At 56.8% G+C, this 16,758-nt stretch carries 16 protein-coding genes and 1 tRNA gene; 8 read left to right on the forward strand and 9 right to left on the reverse strand.

Going from position 1 to position 16,758, the window contains the following annotated elements:
- Positions 1 to 10: 10 nt before the first annotated feature.
- The 3 genes from QP324_RS09885 to secA2 form a co-directional block, all read right to left on the reverse strand.
- The gene (locus tag QP324_RS09885) at positions 11 to 757 is read right to left on the reverse strand and encodes a MerR family transcriptional regulator (protein ID WP_049378120.1); all 747 of its coding nucleotides are present in this window, start codon (positions 755 to 757) and stop codon (positions 11 to 13) included.
- A 98-nt stretch (positions 758 to 855) separates the two neighbouring features.
- Positions 856 to 1,290, reverse strand: a complete 435-nt coding sequence (odhI, locus tag QP324_RS09890) for an oxoglutarate dehydrogenase inhibitor Odhl (RefSeq protein ID WP_284815941.1) — start codon at positions 1,288 to 1,290, stop codon at positions 856 to 858.
- A gap of 85 nt (positions 1,291 to 1,375) precedes the next feature.
- On the reverse strand, positions 1,376 to 3,667 hold the full coding sequence (secA2, locus tag QP324_RS09895; protein WP_239278841.1) for an accessory Sec system translocase SecA2: 2,292 nt from the start codon (positions 3,665 to 3,667) through the stop codon (positions 1,376 to 1,378).
- Between the two features lie 87 nt (positions 3,668 to 3,754).
- Between secA2 and QP324_RS09900 the strand changes: the two genes are divergently transcribed.
- The 3 genes from QP324_RS09900 (at position 3,755) to QP324_RS09910 (ending at position 5,446) form a co-directional block, all read left to right on the forward strand.
- Positions 3,755 to 4,912: a S9 family peptidase gene (locus tag QP324_RS09900; protein ID WP_239278843.1), complete on the forward strand. Its 1,158-nt coding sequence runs from the start codon at positions 3,755 to 3,757 to the stop codon at positions 4,910 to 4,912.
- Positions 4,912 to 5,301, forward strand: a complete 390-nt coding sequence (locus QP324_RS09905; protein WP_239278844.1) for a YchJ family protein — start codon at positions 4,912 to 4,914, stop codon at positions 5,299 to 5,301. Before QP324_RS09900 ends, QP324_RS09905 begins: the two co-directional genes overlap by 1 nt.
- Before the next feature lie 71 nt (positions 5,302 to 5,372).
- A tRNA-Pro gene (locus QP324_RS09910) sits at positions 5,373 to 5,446 on the forward strand.
- Between the two features lie 49 nt (positions 5,447 to 5,495).
- Here the strand turns inward: QP324_RS09910 and QP324_RS09915 are convergent.
- A complete protein-coding gene (locus QP324_RS09915) occupies positions 5,496 to 6,068 on the reverse strand; it encodes a cadmium resistance transporter (protein ID WP_239278845.1) in 573 nt (190 codons plus the stop codon).
- A 91-nt stretch (positions 6,069 to 6,159) separates the two neighbouring features.
- On the opposite strand from QP324_RS09915, the gene QP324_RS09920 reads away from it, so the two are divergent.
- From QP324_RS09920 to QP324_RS09935, 4 genes are read left to right on the forward strand one after another with little or no spacing between them, the layout of a single operon-like run.
- Complete coding sequence (locus QP324_RS09920; protein WP_239278846.1) at positions 6,160 to 7,083, forward strand: ABC transporter ATP-binding protein; 924 nt, start codon at positions 6,160 to 6,162, stop codon at positions 7,081 to 7,083.
- A 39-nt stretch (positions 7,084 to 7,122) separates the two neighbouring features.
- The gene (locus tag QP324_RS09925) at positions 7,123 to 7,914 is read left to right on the forward strand and encodes an ABC transporter permease (RefSeq protein ID WP_284815942.1); all 792 of its coding nucleotides are present in this window, start codon (positions 7,123 to 7,125) and stop codon (positions 7,912 to 7,914) included.
- On the forward strand, positions 7,851 to 9,059 hold the full coding sequence (locus QP324_RS09930; protein WP_336620588.1) for a histidine kinase: 1,209 nt from the start codon (positions 7,851 to 7,853) through the stop codon (positions 9,057 to 9,059). The genes QP324_RS09925 and QP324_RS09930 overlap by 64 nt, the downstream gene beginning before the upstream one ends.
- Entirely contained in the window at positions 9,052 to 9,660 is a 609-nt protein-coding gene (locus QP324_RS09935; protein WP_284815943.1) for a response regulator transcription factor, read from the forward strand. Before QP324_RS09930 ends, QP324_RS09935 begins: the two co-directional genes overlap by 8 nt.
- A gap of 40 nt (positions 9,661 to 9,700) precedes the next feature.
- Here the strand turns inward: QP324_RS09935 and QP324_RS09940 are convergent, their stop codons facing one another.
- Together QP324_RS09940 and QP324_RS09945 are read right to left on the reverse strand one after the other, a co-directional pair.
- Entirely contained in the window at positions 9,701 to 11,083 is a 1,383-nt protein-coding gene (locus QP324_RS09940; protein WP_284815944.1) for a hypothetical protein, read from the reverse strand.
- A 204-nt stretch (positions 11,084 to 11,287) separates the two neighbouring features.
- Positions 11,288 to 11,461, reverse strand: a complete 174-nt coding sequence (locus tag QP324_RS09945; RefSeq protein WP_239278850.1) for an antitoxin — start codon at positions 11,459 to 11,461, stop codon at positions 11,288 to 11,290.
- Positions 11,462 to 11,795: 334 nt separating this feature from the next.
- Here QP324_RS09945 and QP324_RS09950 point away from each other — a divergent pair, with 334 nt between their 5' ends.
- Positions 11,796 to 13,055, forward strand: a complete 1,260-nt coding sequence (locus QP324_RS09950) for a site-specific DNA-methyltransferase (RefSeq protein WP_284815945.1) — start codon at positions 11,796 to 11,798, stop codon at positions 13,053 to 13,055.
- On the opposite strand, the gene QP324_RS09955 is transcribed toward QP324_RS09950, so the two are convergent.
- The 3 genes from QP324_RS09955 to QP324_RS09965 form a co-directional block, all read right to left on the reverse strand.
- Positions 13,052 to 14,032, reverse strand: coding sequence for a PHB depolymerase family esterase (locus QP324_RS09955; protein ID WP_239278852.1), 981 nt, complete (start codon positions 14,030 to 14,032; stop codon positions 13,052 to 13,054). The genes QP324_RS09950 and QP324_RS09955 overlap by 4 nt on opposite strands.
- Positions 14,008 to 15,750 carry an ABC transporter ATP-binding protein gene (locus QP324_RS09960; protein WP_284815948.1) on the reverse strand — a complete coding sequence of 581 codons (1,743 nt, stop codon included), beginning with the start codon at positions 15,748 to 15,750 and terminating at the stop codon, positions 14,008 to 14,010. The genes QP324_RS09955 and QP324_RS09960 overlap by 25 nt, the downstream gene beginning before the upstream one ends.
- Positions 15,750 to 16,758 (reverse strand): ABC transporter ATP-binding protein (locus QP324_RS09965; RefSeq protein ID WP_284815946.1); only part of this gene is annotated, 1,009 nt, incomplete at its 5' end. The genes QP324_RS09965 and QP324_RS09960, both read right to left, overlap by 1 nt.

Genomic DNA, 16,758 nt, shown 5'->3' on the forward strand with positions numbered 1-16,758 from the left:
TACGTGTGTATTAGGAGTGGTATTCGTCGCGCAGATCCGACTTCACCAGAGTTGCGTGCAAGGAGACCACTAGAGCGGTCATTTGCTGGGAGATTTCCTCTGCTTTCTGATGCGCGGTATCAGAGTTTGAGTGTGCCACGGGAGCTGCCGCCTGGGAAATCAAATCAGCCTGCCGGCGGGCGTTATTACGCAGGGACTTGAGTTCACGGGCGCCAAAACCAAAAGCTTTGAGGGCCACCGCGGCAGAGACAATGGCTACGTCGTCGGTATTGAAAAATCCTGCGGCATCTGGGCGGATGAGGCCATATTTAACCAAGGAAGCTACATCATCTTCGCTGGCACTAGCTTGGGTAGCTACCTCTACATCGGTCAGGCGCGTGACCACAGGGGCCCTAAACTGCTGCGGCGAGAGTAGGGTTTCTGCATTTCCCGCAGAAACAATGGCGGTCACCTGGCCGGAATCCATGGCTTCTAGCTGCTCGCGGATAACCTTCAGCGGCGTATAGTTATCGCGCTGAGTGGTGAGAATATACCGCAGTCTGTCCACGTCTTCTTGGGTGAAGCGGCGATAGCCAGAGGCCGTGCGCTGTGGACTGATGAGCCCCTCAGATTCGAGGAAGCGAATCTTAGACACCGTGACATCTGGGAATTGCTGATTCAGCGTTTCCAAAACCACGCCAATGGACATGGTCTTTGGCTTCTTAGCTTTAGGGCTGGTGCGGCGTACTGCTGCTGCCGAAGAATCTGCTGCGCTCACTGTGTCTATCTCTTAGGGGTACTGAAAGTTCTTATCGTGCCATAAGTAGACTACACCGCCCCTCCTAGTAAGGAAGCGCGGCTAGTCTACGTAAAAAATTAGCTCTGGTTAGCGATGAAAACCAAGCGGAACTTGCCAATCTGGATTTCGTCTCCTACCTCGAGCACCTGGGAGTTGCGGGGCTCGCGGTTAACGTAGGTTCCGTTCAGGGATCCCACATCAACTACCTCAAACTTGCCGTCATCATTCTTGCGAAGCTCCGCGTGGCGGCGGGACACCGTAACGTCATCGAGGAAAATGTCTGCCTCGGGGTGGCGGCCGGCGGTAGTAGTCGCTTGATCCAGCAAGAAGCGGGCACCCGCATTCGGGCCACGCTTTACCACGAGGAGGGCCTGACCTTCCGCCAGGTTGTCGGTGCCGGCAACGGTAGCATCATTGCCATTCGCGCCGTTTTCCATCTCCTTGAGCAGGTCTGCGCGGAATACAGATGTGGTCTCTACCTGTGGTTCCGGGGTTCCGGTGTTCTCCCTCATTGTTACCTCCGGGGATTAGTTACGAGTTACTTATAACAATACTAGCGACTCATGTGAGTCCGTGACCCCTTCGTGGGGAATAATTTCACCGGAAAATGTTTCCGATGCCGCTCAGCACGGAATTTCCCTTGCCCGCAAGGGGGTTATCGGACACCATGTAAGTCCATGTAGCACTCGGACGAGCGAGACCGGCGTCATCGAGGTGTGCCCCGGCGGCATCGATAAGCACTGTACGGAAAGTCTCCACAGACTTGTCGACGGCCCTCTGAGCCAAGTCCTTAAACTCCCTCACCGCAATGCGGTGGTACTCGTCGATGGGAGTCTCTCGGGCGATGGCGCGCAGATGGATCGACTCGCGCACATCGTCCATGAGCTCTAGGTGGTCGGCCCAGGCCAAGTCCAAGTGATACAGCATAATTTCGCGCGCGGCCTTGATGCGGGCTTCCTCTGGAACCTCTGATAGCTCTGCTGCACGCTCCGGAGCACGTTGGGTTAGTTCCTGCCAGGCCTGATCTGTATCCAACAGCTTGGCTCGGCGCTCATCAATAATGATGCGCTGATCGGCTAGGAGCTGGTTATACTTCCAGGTCTGGGCATGAATTTCGAGTAGTTGACCCTCGGTCACGCGCTGGCAGTGTGCCACGAAATCACTTACTCGCTTGGATTCAATGCGCCCATCTTCTGCCGGTTGAGCACGCACAGTCTCGCCGTCGCCGCCTTGCTGGACCACATCGTCCTCAAGGGAGACGAAGAATAGGGACAGGCCCGGATCGCCCTGCCGGCCTGCACGTCCGCGCAACTGGTTATCCAAGCGGGCGGTGCGGTGGCGGGAGGTACCGATAACCGCCAAGCCACCCAACTCCGCTACTGCATCATGGTCAGCTTCTTTAGCACCGCCCAGCTTAATATCGGTGCCGCGCCCGGCCATCTGCGTAGAGACGGTAACGCGTCCAATATCGCCGGCCTCGGCAACGATCTGTGCCTCCTGCTCATCATTTTTGGCGTTGAGCACATTGACGTCAATGCCCCGCTCGCGCAAGGCCTCTGCCAGATCTTCCGACTCGGCGACATCCTGCGTGCCCACAAGGATGGGTTGCCCCGTGGCGTGAATGGTGGCTATTTCCTCCACGATGGCGGCGGATTTATCATCGACGGTCGCAAAAATGCGGTCTTGCTCATCAAAGCGCTGCAGCGGCTTATTGCGGTCGATCACGGATACATGAAGATCATAGAACTGCCGCAGTTGATCGGTCGCCTCCACCGCGGTACCCGTCATGCCGCACACAAGTGGGTAACGTCGCATAAGTTCTTGCAGCGTGATGGTGTCGAGGATGCGTCCGCCTTCGGAAACCTCTAGGCCTTCCTTGGCTTCTACTGCCGCTTGGAGCCCATCAGGCCAGCGTTGTAGGTCGGCAACGCGGCCCCTGGAGGCGTCGATAAGCTGCAGCTTGCCATCGACCACGATGTAGTGGATGTCCCGGATAAGCAGGGCCTTGGCATGCAGGGCGAGGTTGACCTTCACCAAGATGGTGCCGATATTTTCCTCCGAATAGAGCGAATCAATGCCCAATTCCTGCTCCACGCGGCGGGCACCGTTCTCGGTCAGCTGAACGGTGCGGCCGTCCTCAGAGATGGAGTAATCCAGCTTCTCGCGCAGGCGGGATACCACATTGGTGATGTGCCCGGTGGGTGCTTCACCTGGCCGATTACCGGCCAGCACTAGGGGCACAAGAGCCTCATCCACTAGGACGGAATCGGCTTCATCCACGAGGGCAACGTCGCCGGCGGCCTGCACCGTGTGGGAGCGGTCGGTAATTTGGTTATCGCGGAGCAGATCAAAGCCCAGCTCGTTGACCGGTGCGTAGATAATATCCTGTGCATAGGCAGCGCGGCGCTCGTCCGGTGTCATGCCCTCCGTCACCGAGGCAACGCTTAAGCCAAAGAACTCCACGACAGGGCGCATCCATTCGGCGTCGCGGGCGGCGAGATAGTTATTGACGGTGACCACGTGGACGCGTTTGCCAGTCAACGCGAAACCCGTAGCCGCCATGGCACCCACCAAAGTTTTGCCTTCGCCGGTGGCCATTTGGATGACGTCTCCGGTAAGCAGGCGCAGCACGGCTTGGGACTGCACATTGAAGGGATGCATCCCTAGGGTGCGCTCGCACGCTACTGCTAGGGCCGCGAGGAACTGCGCCTTATCCGCAATCTCGCCGCCTGCAACGGCATCGCGTGCAGCTTGGGCTACAGCTGCGTCGTCTTGCTGGCCCAATGCCCGAGCCGCTTCATCGGCTGAACCCACGATGGCCTTGGATTTCTTATCGTTACGCTCGCTTTGCGAGCCCATTGCTTTCCAGAACCAATCGAACGCGCCCATACCTCATCCTCCTTATTTGGATTGCTCCTATCGACTGTAGTCAACCTGGTATGGCTTGCGGGTAAGAGGCCCGTTATTGTAGTTCTCATGCAATCCGTCAATGTTAAGCTGCCTTCGAGCCGGGGAACCGAGATGGCCGGAACCATCGACTTCCCGGATTCTCCCCCGATCGCCTATGCCATCTTTGCCCATTGCTTCGCCGGCTCGCGCCACACTCCCGGTGCTGCCCGCACCGCGAAGCAGCTCACCGAGTTCGGCATCGCCACTTTGCGTTTCGATTTTCCCGGTCTTGGCCAGTCCGCCGGAGAATTTGGCGATACTACCTTTAGCCAAAATGTTGATGATATCCATGCCGCTGCCGCCTGGCTGACGGAGAACTACTCTGCCCCACAATTGCTCATGGGCCACTCGCTCGGTGGCGCCGCTGCATTGAAGGCGGCCACCACCATGAAATCACTTAAGGCGGTAGCCACCATTGGCGCGCCCTTTGATCCTGCCCACTCCGTGCTTCACTATGCGGACAAGATCGGCGAGGTCGACGCCAACGGCGAGGTGGAAGTCATCCTCGGCGGCCGCGGCCTTATCATTTCCCGCAAGTTCCTCGAGGACTTGGCAGATACTAACCCCGAGGAGTACCTGCCCAAGCTCCGCAAGCCGTTGATGGTGTTGCACTCACCCATTGACCAGACGGTGGGCATAGACAATGCGCAAAATATCTTCCTGCTCACGCGCTACCCCAAATCCTTGGTTTCCCTGGACAAGACCGATCATCTGCTCACCAAGCAGGGCACGGCAGCCCGCGCTGCGGATCTCATCGGTGCGTGGGCCGAGCAGTTTATCGTTCCTGATTACCGCCCGGAGGAAGTAGGAACCGACGCCGCCGTTGCGCAGCCGGCCACCGGCACCAAATTCGGCGTGGTCGTCCGCCATAATGACCACAACCTCAGTGCCGACCGCACGAAGAAGAATGGCGGCAAGGGTAAGGGCTTTACCGCAGAGGGCCTTGTTATGTCCGCGCTGGCTACGGCCGCCACCCAAGCAATCAAGGATGCCGGCAAGAGGCTTGCGCTTGACGACGTCCACGTGAGCATCACCCAAACCGGCCCCGCTAGCTTCGAACGCCGCATCGAGCTTGCCGGAAAACTGTCAGCGGAAGAAAAGTCCGACCTGCGCTCTGCCGCGAAGGACACCGATGTTGAGCGCATGCTCGGCAACGTCACCATCGTGGACGTGGACGCGCACTAATGGCAGCCTTTGATCCCTCGCGCCGCTGCCCGTGCGGCACCGGCCTGACCTACGGCGAGTGCTGTGGCAAGTACCATGCCGGCACCAACGCCCCCACTGCGGAGGCGCTCATGCGCTCGCGCTTTAGCGCCTTTGTTACTGGAGACGAAGCCTATCTCCTCCGTACGTGGGATCCCGATACTCGCCCTGTAACACTCGACTTGGCTGATTCTCCCGTCCGGTTTTATCGCCTCGATATCCTGGACACCCAAGCAGGCGGATTGCTCGATAGTTCCGGCGTGGTGGAGTTTGAGGCCTTTTATAAAGGCGCGGCCGTTGGCTCACAACGCGAGCGTTCCTCGTTTCGCCGCGTCGGCGGCGCTTGGGTGTACTCCAGCGGCGAGTTTTAGCGCAGGTTACACCCCAAATTTCACAGTAGAATCCTACTGATGTAATCTAGACAAGTCGCACAGTTCGACGGCGGGCTATGGCGCAGTTTGGTAGCGCACTACACTGGGGGTGTAGGGGTCGCAGGTTCAAATCCTGTTAGCCCGACAAATATTCAGCCGGCACCGTGAAGGTGCCGGCTTTTTCTATTCCGCGTTTACACTGCAAGCAAGATCGCAATTCCCAGTAGAATGAGGACCGTGGGAAACAGCACGCTTTCCCACTTTTCCAGTGCTTCTGCAATGCCCGGCCGCGTGGCCACAAACCGCGCTGCCCGCACTAGGGGCGCCACGAGGATTAAAAAGACCACGCAATAGATCGCTACCTCAGCCGGCGTAGAGGTGGTAAACACTGGTACATAGACGCCGATATTGTCGCCACCGTTGGCAAAAGTCACCCCGGCTACCACCAGGGCGCTCAGCCTTTTACCCGAAACGTCCTCATCGTCGTCCTCACCCCGGAATGCTTGCCACGCTGCCCATAGGCCTAAAAACAATGGAATGAGACCAAAGTAGCGAATCAATTCCTCAGGCAAAACAGCATTAAAGCCCAGCCCGACAACGGCAGAGGCCGCTAGTATGCCGAGAAAACCCAAATACTGACCTAGCAGAATCGCGGGCGTCGTGCCCTTGCGTCCAGCTCCACGGGCGAAGAAGAGGGACAACACCACAATGTCATCGATGTTGGTGGCCACGAATAGTCCAGTAGCCGCTGCGAGAGTAGTAAGCACTTTCCTACCTTACCGCGTCATGACACTTGTCATGAAAATGTGCTGACAGATCCTATTCATCATTTTTGCTGGCTACGGATACTTTCCAGGTATGAGAACTACAGATCCATCAACCGCACAACCGCTGGCTATAGACGTATCCGGAGTCAGTAAAACCTTCGCCACGAGATCCTCCCATCCCGTCCATGCGCTCAGCGAAATTTCCTTCAGCATCGCCCAAGGCGAGATCGTAGGCCTACTAGGAACCAATGGAGCAGGCAAAACCACCCTTTTTGACCTCATCCTCGGGCTCACCACACCCACCTCCGGCAGCGTTTCCGTGCTTGGACACACACCGCACACCGCGATCCGCGCGGCACAGATTGGCGCCGTGCTGCAAACCGGTGGCCTGCTACCCGAGCTCACAGTCTTGGACACCCTAAAGATGATTTCCTCTACCTTTCCCCATCCCCTTCCCATCGGAGAAGTTGCCAAACAAGCAGACCTAGACCGGATCCTGCACCGCCCAGTAGGAAAATGCTCTGGTGGCGAGCAACAACGCGTGCGATTCGCCCTCGCTCTTTTAGGCAATCCCCACATTTTATTGCTCGATGAGCCTACAGCTGGCATGGATGCTCAAGCGCGCCACGAGTTCTGGTCCACCATGCACAGACAAGCAGAACAGGGACGCACCATTGTCTTCGCTACGCACTACCTCGAAGAGGCAGACAATTTTGCAGCAAGGATAATCCTCCTGCATGAAGGAAAGCTGCGCGCAGATGCTCAGGCCACAGAACTGCGCGAACAGTCAGGCAAGCGCATAGTCGAGGCAAAGTTCGACGGCACACCTTTAAATGCGAAAGAGCTACCCACCGTCGCCGAGATTTCCTTGTCTGGCACTCACGCCCGGATGACCACCCGTGACTCCGATGTACTTGCGAATTACCTTCTCAATCACACCACGGCCCATGACCTGACTATTCGCAAACACTCCTTAGAGGACGCATTTCTTGCTTTGACAGCGTCCCAGTCCTAGCCCGTCGCTCCGTTGGCTACTTCGCGAAAGGAACATGCCATGACCACACAAGCTGCAACGACCAGTGCGCGCACTCTCCGGTTTGCCACTCACAACCTGCTGCGCCTTCGTCGCAACCTTACTCCCCTCTTTTTCAGCACCATCTTGCCGGTATTTTTTTACCTCCTCTTTGGCACCATGATGGATTTTGGTGATGCCCCCTTTAAAGGAGGAAACTTCGCCGCCTTAGAGATGATCAGCATGGCCCTTTACGGCGGCGTGGCAGGTTCCGTATCTGCCGCTGGCTCCGCCGTAACAGATGCGAAGACTGGGTGGGCGCGTCAATTAGCCCTCACTCCCCTGCACCCACGACAGCTTCTGTGGGCAAACCTCATATCAATCGGCTTTCAGGCACTGCTCCCCATCACCGCGGTATTTATCACCGGCGCCGTGACACAAGCCTCGATGCAACCACACCAGTGGATTTTAGCCTTCATCGCTTGCGTCCTAGTTTCCATTCCCTTTGGCTTTTATGGCTTGGTGTGGGCCTTGGCTTTGCCCACCGACAATTCTGTCGCAATCGCCTCGACCTCCGTTGTCCTCTTCCTCTTTGCCGCCAATGTGTTCATTCCACTTACCGAGCCGCTGATGGAATTGGGCCGCTTTACTCCCCTTTTTGGCCCGATTGTGCTCGCCCAGTGGCCGCTTGCAGAAGGCATGCAGTTTCTCAACGGTGAGCAAGGCACCGTGTCGCACCCCATGTGGGCCGCATGGTTAAACTTCGCGGTATGGACGACCATCTTTCTCGCCGCTTGCCTGGTGCTACGCTCTCGCGACAAGGCGCGCCGCTAATGGGCCCCTTTCGCAAGCCGTGGCGCGATTTTAGCCTCAATAGCGCTCTTTTCGCCAGCGTATGGTTGGTCTTCCTCATTCCCGGGTTGGTGATGACCTTTGCCGCGCCGGGCACGACGCTCACTGAACGAATTGGGGCATCTGTGTGCGTTCTAGCGTTTAGTGCTGCCTACTTCTTTTCTTTCGGCGCTGTGGGCTACTACCCACGCGGATGGCTGTTAGGACAGCGGATCGGGCTTTACTGGGTGTCGCTCGCGGCCATTGCAGCGATATCAATTGGTTTCTTCGGGATAATAGCCGTCACGTTTGTGCCTTACCTTGCGGCGCTGCTCGGCTTTAACCTTCCGCTACGCCGAGCATTAGCGCTTACCCTGCTCATGGGGACCGTGCTCGCCACCACCACGTGGTTCTTCGCTCCTGAAAGCACCGACTGGGCTCTGATAGTCCTCTTCGTCTGGCCGATACTACTAGTGTTGTTAGGTACAATTTCCCAGCGCGAAGATAGCCGCGCTGAATTGGAACATGAATTGGACCTGGCACGCCAACGCGAGGACATCGCTACCGATGTTCACGATCTCTTGGGCCACTCTTTAACCGTTATCAACCTCAAATCAGAGCTTGCCCGGCGTCTAATAGATTCGGATCCGCAACGGGCGCAGCAGGAGCTCCAGGAGGTGAGCACGCTTTCTCGGAGAGGCTTGGCGGAAGTCCGCTCCACAGTAGCCCGGATGCGCATGCCTACTTTTGAAGGAGAAATCCACGCGGCTCAAAGGGCTCTCGACACTGCCGGCATTGTGGCGCAATTGCCGTCTGCGGCCAAAACCGCTGGGCTTTACGACGCCGAATTTTCCTGGGCTCTGCGCGAGCTGAGCACAAACGTGGTCCGCCACTCAGGCGCAGCGCACTGTTGGGTCCAGGTGACAGACCACCAACTCCAAGTGGTAGACGATGGCTGCGGGTTTGACGCTGACGAAAGTCTTTCTCGTGCCCACGGTGGGATTGTCGGTTTGCGCAAACGTATAACAGATGCTGGCGGACAGCTGCTCTTTGCGCACCGCAATGGCTGTACTCTGGCCTTGGTTACTATGAATGGCGACACGGACTTTCTCCCTCTTACTACCGCCGGAGGCTCAGGCAATGACTAATCCCATCCGCGTTCTCATTGCTGAGGGCCAATCATTGGTGCGTGGGGCGCTAGTTGCCCTCTTAGATACAGAGCCAGATATCAGCCTTGTGGCTGAGTGCGCAACGGGCGCGGAGGTTGCCGGGCTCGTCGCCAAGCATGGCGTCGACGTTGCGCTACTTGATATTGAAATGCCCGGTAAGAACGGTCTTGATGCGGCCGCTGAACTTGAGAGCACGGGTTGCCGCAGCCTGATTGTCACGACCTTTGGGCGCAGTGGCTACGTCAAACGTGCTTTGGAAACAGGCGTAGCTGGCTTCGTAGTCAAGGACACCCCACCCGAACAACTTGCCGAAGCAATAAGGCGAGTGCACGCTGGTCTAAAGGTCATCGACCCTGCACTGGCCCAAGAGACTATTTTCACGCCCGACAATCCACTAACCGCACGCGAAAAGGAGATCGCATGTCATGTCTTGGAGGGAAGCGACACCCGCCAGATTGCCGGGCATCTTCACCTGAGCACTGGCACAGTGCGCAATATTGTCTCATCGCTCATCGCCAAAACAGGAACTGGGAACCGCTTTGAAGCAGCAACTACTGCACATGCCCAGGGATGGATATAGAAAAAGGAAGCCCACTGCGCGGCCCCTTTTGCTTGGCTTCCTATTCTGGCTGCTTTAGCTCAAGAACATTGACCATGCCCTGAATGACTACGTCCATCACCTTGGAAGCTAGGTTGAAGTAGAAATCAGCCGAGTGATAGCGCAGGGCTCCTACAGTACTCAACTGCGAGAGGCCGTGGATGGAGGCCCACAGCGCCGCAATCTGGGTAAAGAGAATCCATGGAGATCGTGGCCCATTCGACTCGGAAATGGCATCGCGCACCAGATTCATGATGTAGGTAAAGGCCTTCCCCATATCAAATGGCTGCTCAGTATCGCCGGACTCTTCGAAAGAGACGGGGACAATCGAGCGGCTTGATACTTCGATAAGGGCGACGAAGCCGACGGGGTCTTCCAGCGCATACTCCAAATATCCGAAGCCGGTTGCCTTAATATAATCCAGCCCGTGGGATCCTTCTGGCACGGCCTGGTTCTGGCGCATGATCGCTAGCGTATTGGCTTCATCCAAAGACTCTTCCAAAGAACGCAGCAGGTGAGAATTACCATCGAAAAGATGCTCTGCGTCTGCCAAATCTACACCTGCTCGGGCAGCAGCTGAGCCGAGATACAAGCTAGGCAGACCGTTATAGACAATCTCTTCGGCCGCACCACGGAAGATAGCTGCACGCTTTTCCTCAGCCGTAGACTTTGGCATGTCCTTTGCTGCTGTAGTAAACGGTTCCGCTGGACCGCCAACGAGTGCTAGCGGTTCAAAGGGCGCAATCTCCCCGTCACGCAAGCTATCTTCCAACCCAGAAAATAAAGTCTCAATGCAAGCATTGAAGGTCTGCTTCTTCGCCGTGGGCGAGAGATGACGCATAATGCCGAACGTGGCCAAGTGAGTAATACCCTGCAACTCAGACAAGAAAGTAAGTGTTTGAATCACTACCAAGCGGTGATCAAAATCGCCGCGTGCTGCAATGGCGGCTTCCCGCATGTGTTCAAGCATCCAGCGGAAGGCGGGCGGGAAGGCATCAAAGCTTTTCGCCTCTTCGATGCCGTCCTCAAAGTTGGGAAAGCTCGTTGCCGTCTCGCCGTTGTTATAAGCGGCGAAGTAAGTGGGGTTATCAACAGCCAAGTTGAAGTAGACCTTGGCAGATTCGCAAAGTTTCTGGATCGCGGTCGCGTCATCCGGCAAATTATCGAGTGCCTCGTAGGACGCTACTCGGAGACGCTCATCCAAGAACCGGCTGGTTTGAATGAAAAGGTCGTGGTCATCTTCAAAGAAGGACTTAGCTTCATCGACTGGAACAGCGATCTGCTCCGCCACAGCACAAACCTTTAAAGCGTCGCACCCACCCTTAGCCAAGATACGGGCACTCTGCTCCAACAAACGCTGCTTAGTGGAGCCCGCATGGGAAACGGTGCCTTCAAGATTGTTCACAAATATAATCCTAGCGATTTCATGCAGAATTGCTTGGGATACGTTCACTCTATAAGTTGAGTCACCCACAAAAAGGTGGGAGCACCAGAATAGACCTTTGCCAGCTTTATGCCGCTGGTCTTTATATAGCTTTGGCCCCCAGCCCGCAAGGGCTGGGGGCCAAAATAGAAGGTAGCCATTCGCCCTTTAAGTGGGCGAAGCTATTTACTCGTTACCGAGCTTTCCGTCAGCTGCGTCACGAGCCTTGTCGATCTGGTCAGCCTTGTCTTCGCCCAGCTTGCCCTTAGCTGCCTCAGCTGCCTTGTCCAAGCCCTTGTCGCTGAGCTCTTCGCCCTTGTCGGAGTTCAGCGCGTCCTTTGCCTTATCGAAGATACCCATGTGGCTATCCTTTCTTCTAGTTCTAGCTTTATCTAATAGCTGCCGTGTCCGGCAACACGCCCCAACGTACCGACACTTGAGCCAACATGCCACCGAAAAGTTCTTTAGGTCACTAGACCAAATAAGTTCTACTACTCCATATCCAAGTTGCCCTCAGGGGTATGTGGACACCCCGCAGCCTAACGACCACCCAATAGGGCCTACTGCTTTAGCCCGGCCCTAGCCATGCTTAAGGAAAAGCAGTGAAGTATTTTAGCCAAAGGCCAATTTTCCTAAGTCTTGCAAATGATAGCGTTAGACGGTATCGACGATTCTCCGACGAAGGCACTGCACCATGGCTTCCACTAACCCAGCGCGACCATCTACTCCAGAGGCGGGCATGGAATTCTTTGGCTTAGTATGGCCGGGCAAGGAGGCAGCTCGAGCAGCTGCTAGCACCCCTCTGCCACGCCATTTCACGCGTGATTCTGCACTCAGTACAGCTGTCGGCGCTGACAACGCGATTATTGCCGCAGATAATCTTCCAGTACTTCAGGAACTTGCCAGCCGCGGAGAGCTCTTTGACGTCATTTACATAGATCCTCCCTATAACACCGGAAAAGACTTTGTCTACCGCGACAATTACCGTTTGCGCCGGCAGATGCGCTCGGGGAGCTATGCAGAGTGGCACTCGCAATGGTTGTCTATGATGCTTCCCCGGCTCATCTTGGCCCGGCAAGTATTGTCAACAAATGGTTTTATTTTCGTATCCATTGGAGAGGACGAAGTAGCCAATACCCGCAAGGTACTCGATGAAGTTTTTGGAGAGGAGTGCTTTGCCGGCCAATTGATTTGGAAAAAGGCAGGAACCGGCAAGAATGATTCTAAGTACGCGGTGGTAGAGCACGAATATATTCTGTGCTACGCCCGTACTCCTGATAACCCTGGATTCAATGTCGATCTCCTTGGCCACACTTCCACCAAATACAACCATGAGGATGACAAGGGGAAATACTCCTTGGTGCGGTTGGACTCTAAAACCCTTGGGTACCTTCCCTCCCTCGACTTCCCTATCTCCGGGCCCGATGGCAAGGAATATTGGCCGGACCAGCCGGTGGGAAAAGAAAAAGTCGCCCGTTGGCGCTGGGGCCGAGATATGGTTGAACAGCGCTTCGATGAGCTCGTCTTCCGCCGAGGGTTTGTTTATACCAAGAACTATCAGAAGGTGGGAGCGCGCCCACGCTCCATCTTGGACGGCGAGCGATTTGGGGTGACCCGCACTGGCCGGCGCGATGCTGAAGACGTCATGGGGCTAGAGGGCATTTTCGAGTTTCCCAAACCGGTGCGCTTGATTAAGCACCTCATTTCCATTGCAGGTGGAAAGGATGCGCGCGTCCTCGACTTTTTCGCGGGCTCAGGCACCACTGCCCAGGCGGTGGTGGAACTCAATAGCGACGATGGGGGCACTCGGTCTTTTCACCTTGTGCAAATACCAGAGCCAACCTCCCCGCGTAGCGCTGCTCATCGCGCGGGCTTTTCTACCGTTGCAGATATTTGCATTGAAAGGGTGCGCAAGGTCCCAGGCGCTAACTTTCATGTCTACAGACCGGACTAAGTCTGTGCGGTACCGGACGGGCGCCCGGGAATGCCGAAGAAGTCTAGGACGCGGTCGGTAGCGAAGAATTTGCCAACCTCATTGTGCGTGTCTGCTGTACCACCGGGCCATACGTGTGAGCCTCCGGCGATACGGATGTGTTCAAGTGGTGCGGTACAGCCGCTCCACTTCATATCGAGTGCATTGTTGACTAGGCGGGTCGTGTCGACCTTGGTAGAGCAACCATTACGTTTACGGTCCTGTTCCAGCACGGATTCCACGGAGTAGTACTTGGTCTTGTGGCGCGTTCCTCCGTAATAGCCCACCACGGGGTCCACTGTGCCATGCATGTCCAATCGCCCCACGGGCGAATGAGCGCAGTCTTTAAGAATATCTTTGTAGTAGGCAGCGGAAACGGTAGCTACGGACTTGAAGACATCGGGCATCTGACAGGCCAGGTAGGCGGCAAACCCGCCGCCGTTTGACATGCCGGTAGCAAAAATCCGGGAGTCATCTACCCGATACGTTGCTCGCACGGCATCAATGATGTCGCGAACAAATTTCTTGTCTTCTGCCGTTGATGTCTTGGCATAGGGAGCAGGGCTCCAAGCCTTCTTTTTACCTTCTGCGAAAACGGTGATGGCATCAGCGGCATCGAGGCGGGAATAGCCGCGGAGATTCTCGGCAGATTGTCCCCAGCCTGGAAAGGCTAGGACCATGGGCCACTTTTTCTCCCCGGTGTAGTCTTTGGGCACGCTGAGGATGAAGGAACGGCCCGAGGGAAGATTAACGGTGGTATAGCTTCCTGGCTCGGGTCCGCTCAGCGGTGCGGAGGTTGGGATCCCTAGGTTTTTCGTCTCGGTTGGGACTGCTTGGGGCACGGAGTCAGGCGAATCGGCCGAACATGATGCGCCGGCAACCGCAAGGAAAATCACTGCTACCGCACCAACCAGGGCCCGTAGCGACCTCGCGTTCATCTTTGTCGTCCCTTCTGCCATGCGGTCCATAGTTGCTTATAGCGGCCACCATAATCTAACAATTCGTGGTGACTGCCTTGCTCCACCACCCGCCCGTTATCCATCACGGCGATGTTATCGGCTCGTGCGGCTTGGTCTAGTCGGTGTGCCACTACCAATGCAGTTCGCCCACGCGTAACCGCTGTCGCGGCTTCTTCCAGAGCTTCCGCCCCCACCGATCCGGCCTCTGCGGTGGCCTCATCCATGATGACGATCTTGGGATCTAAAAGCAATATTCGCACCAGGGCAAGCTGCTGCGCTGCTACTGGGTCAAGGTGGATTCCCTGAGCGCCAATGACCGTATCTAGACCCTCCTCTAACTGCGTATACCACTGTGCGCCGACGCGCTGTAGTGCGTCTTCCATTTGTGCGTCTGAGGCTTGCGGGGCGGCCAAGGACAAATCTTCGCGCAGGGTTCCTGAGAATACGTGAACCTCTTGGGAAATCATCGCTAAACGCGCCACCCTTTCGGAATCAGAAAGGGCCGAGACCTCTACTCCGTCCACCAAGACTGTTCCGGTAGCCGGGACTCGCAGTCCGGCCAAAAGAGCAGCGACCGTGGTCTTTCCTGCACCAGAAGCTCCCACCAGAGCTACGGTGTGCCCAGCGGGAAGCTTAAGGTTCACGTCTTGCACAGCCCAGCCGCCGTCATCGTAGCTGAAGCTCACTTCTTTCAATTCGGCAACTCCACCTGAGGCCGGGGCGCCGAAGTCTGGTACCGCCGGTGGTGGATCCATAACCACCCCAACTATCCGAGACAGGGAGGCATAGCCGGATTGAACGGTATCGACTACTCGCATCAATCCCATGAGCGGACCCCGCAAGCGAATGAGAAGGAGCATGGCCGCGGTGACGGCGCCAACGGTGAGCGCCCCAGCCTGCACCACCCAAAAGCTGATGACCAGACCGCATACCAACATGACTAGCTCAATGACCGTCATCCATAGCTGTAGGACCATCATTGTCCTTCGCGCGGCGTACCCTTTGTCCACCACCTGTGCGGAGGCACGTTCAATACCGGCATGCATCTGGTCTTCCATGCCAAAGGCGCGCACAGTCTTTCGCCCTCGAATTGCCTCCAGGAGCCTGCGTGCCCGTTCCGCCATGGCAGCGCGTTCGTCGGTATAGCGTTGTGGAGCGCGCTGCAGGTACTGGCGCGCAGCAATGAAATATAGCGGCGTAACTGCGCCTACTACCAGTAGGTATTGCCAATTGAGGCTAACTAGTGCCACCCCGGTGGTTGCGATGGCGAAGGCAGATTTCGCCAGCACGGGGACGGTCTCAGTTACGGCTGCCGATAGTTCTGCTACGTCGTCGGTCGAGCGAGAGACCAAATCCCCAGTGCCGGCTTCCTCCACACGGTGGGTAGGCAGGCGGAGAGCGGTAGAAACCATATCCTCGCGCAATGAGGAGATTACGCGCTCGCTCAGGCGCGAAAGAACATAGAACCCCGTCGCGGAAAACAGTGCGGAGACCACAGCCACCAGCACCAGCGAGATACCGATGGGCACAATGTCGCCTTGATCAATGACAGCGTCAACGATCTTTCCCAATAGGATGGGGATCGCTACATTGCTGCCGGCGCCTGCGGTAAGCAAGGCCAAGGCCGCTGCTGCTTGGGGGCGGGCACCGGGGACGTCGGAAAGCTGGCGTCCCACTTCCTTACGCACTCGGGGCCAGGAGGCCGTAGGAAACCGCATCATAGCTGCGCCCCCACTGCTGCCCATGCCGGCGAAGTGGTGAAGACAAGCGTGGGCTTAGGCCCGCGGTGATGCGCCACTCGCTGCGCAATTTCCTGCTCGGTCACCGAATCCACCGCGGTAGTTGGATCGGCCAGAATTAAGATCTCTGCGTCCGCAGCTATGGCTCGTGCAAGCGCCACGCGCTGTTGCTGTCCACCCGAAAGGTTTCGGCCGCCTTCTCCCACCTCACGGTCCAACCCGCCCGGGATATCTTCCCCTGCAGCTACGAAGAGGGCTCGTTGTGCACTCGCGCTATCCGGATGAATATTGTCCCGCACGGTCCCCTCGAAAAGCATAGTTTCGTGTGGAACAACCAGGAATCGCTCGCGCGGCAAGAATTCGAGATCCTCTGGAACAGGTTCGGGTACCACGTTGACCCCAGGAGCGAGGGCTGGAACCTGCGGTTCGCTCTTTTCCACCCCGGGGGCGGCAAGGAGGGCGGTAATGCGCTCAGCGCTTGCCTGTGCTGCCGCCCACCGCGAGGCGATATTTCGGCCCAGCATCGTCATCGGGGTGATAATGAACTGCGTGAGGCCAATGACCGTAATGAGTTCACCTACGCTCATCATGGAACGCATGGCCATCATTCCTGCACCAATACCCACTGCAATGACATATACCGACCCCAAAATCTCCGTAGTCGCATTAAGTCGTGCTTGGGCAGCATTGGCTTCCACCGTTCGCACATAGGCGGCACCAGACACCGCGGAATAACGCCTACTCACTGTGGCTACAGCGCCCAGGCCCTTAAGGATCCGCAGGCCCTGGACCACATCGGTGGCCATGGAGCTGGCTTTGGCCAACGCCGCTTGGCGGATTCCGGAACGCGTACGCAGAGGCTTTGCCGCCCGCACAGAGCCCCACACCATTAACGGCCCGCCACACAAAATGAAGTGTCCCAGGTTTTGTTCCGTTTGAGTAGATGGGAAAATCTGGAATATGCCAAGAAAATTTGACCAGGATGCA

The organism is Corynebacterium sp. UMB0012, from assembly GCF_030216265.1.
GTDB lineage: Bacteria > Actinomycetota > Actinomycetes > Mycobacteriales > Mycobacteriaceae > Corynebacterium.

Excerpts from the sequence above, each read along its gene's own strand:
- QP324_RS09935 (WP_284815943.1), top strand. The coding sequence starts at position 9,052 with ATGACTAATCCCATCCGCGTTCTCATTGCTGAGGGCCAATCATTGGTG.
- QP324_RS09950 (WP_284815945.1), top strand. The coding sequence starts at position 11,796 with ATGGCTTCCACTAACCCAGCGCGACCATCTACTCCAGAGGCGGGCATG.
- QP324_RS09905 (WP_239278844.1), top strand. The coding sequence starts at position 4,912 with ATGGCAGCCTTTGATCCCTCGCGCCGCTGCCCGTGCGGCACCGGCCTG.
- secA2 (WP_239278841.1), bottom strand. The coding sequence starts at position 3,667 with ATGGGCGCGTTCGATTGGTTCTGGAAAGCAATGGGCTCGCAAAGCGAG.
- odhI (WP_284815941.1), bottom strand. The coding sequence starts at position 1,290 with ATGAGGGAGAACACCGGAACCCCGGAACCACAGGTAGAGACCACATCT.
- QP324_RS09900 (WP_239278843.1), top strand. The coding sequence starts at position 3,755 with ATGCAATCCGTCAATGTTAAGCTGCCTTCGAGCCGGGGAACCGAGATG.
- QP324_RS09945 (WP_239278850.1), bottom strand. The coding sequence starts at position 11,461 with ATGGGTATCTTCGATAAGGCAAAGGACGCGCTGAACTCCGACAAGGGC.
- QP324_RS09960 (WP_284815948.1), bottom strand. The coding sequence starts at position 15,750 with ATGCGGTTTCCTACGGCCTCCTGGCCCCGAGTGCGTAAGGAAGTGGGA.
- QP324_RS09955 (WP_239278852.1), bottom strand. The coding sequence starts at position 14,032 with ATGGCAGAAGGGACGACAAAGATGAACGCGAGGTCGCTACGGGCCCTG.
- QP324_RS09925 (WP_284815942.1), top strand. The coding sequence starts at position 7,123 with ATGACCACACAAGCTGCAACGACCAGTGCGCGCACTCTCCGGTTTGCC.
- QP324_RS09930 (WP_336620588.1), top strand. The coding sequence starts at position 7,851 with ATGGACGACCATCTTTCTCGCCGCTTGCCTGGTGCTACGCTCTCGCGA.
- QP324_RS09920 (WP_239278846.1), top strand. The coding sequence starts at position 6,160 with ATGAGAACTACAGATCCATCAACCGCACAACCGCTGGCTATAGACGTA.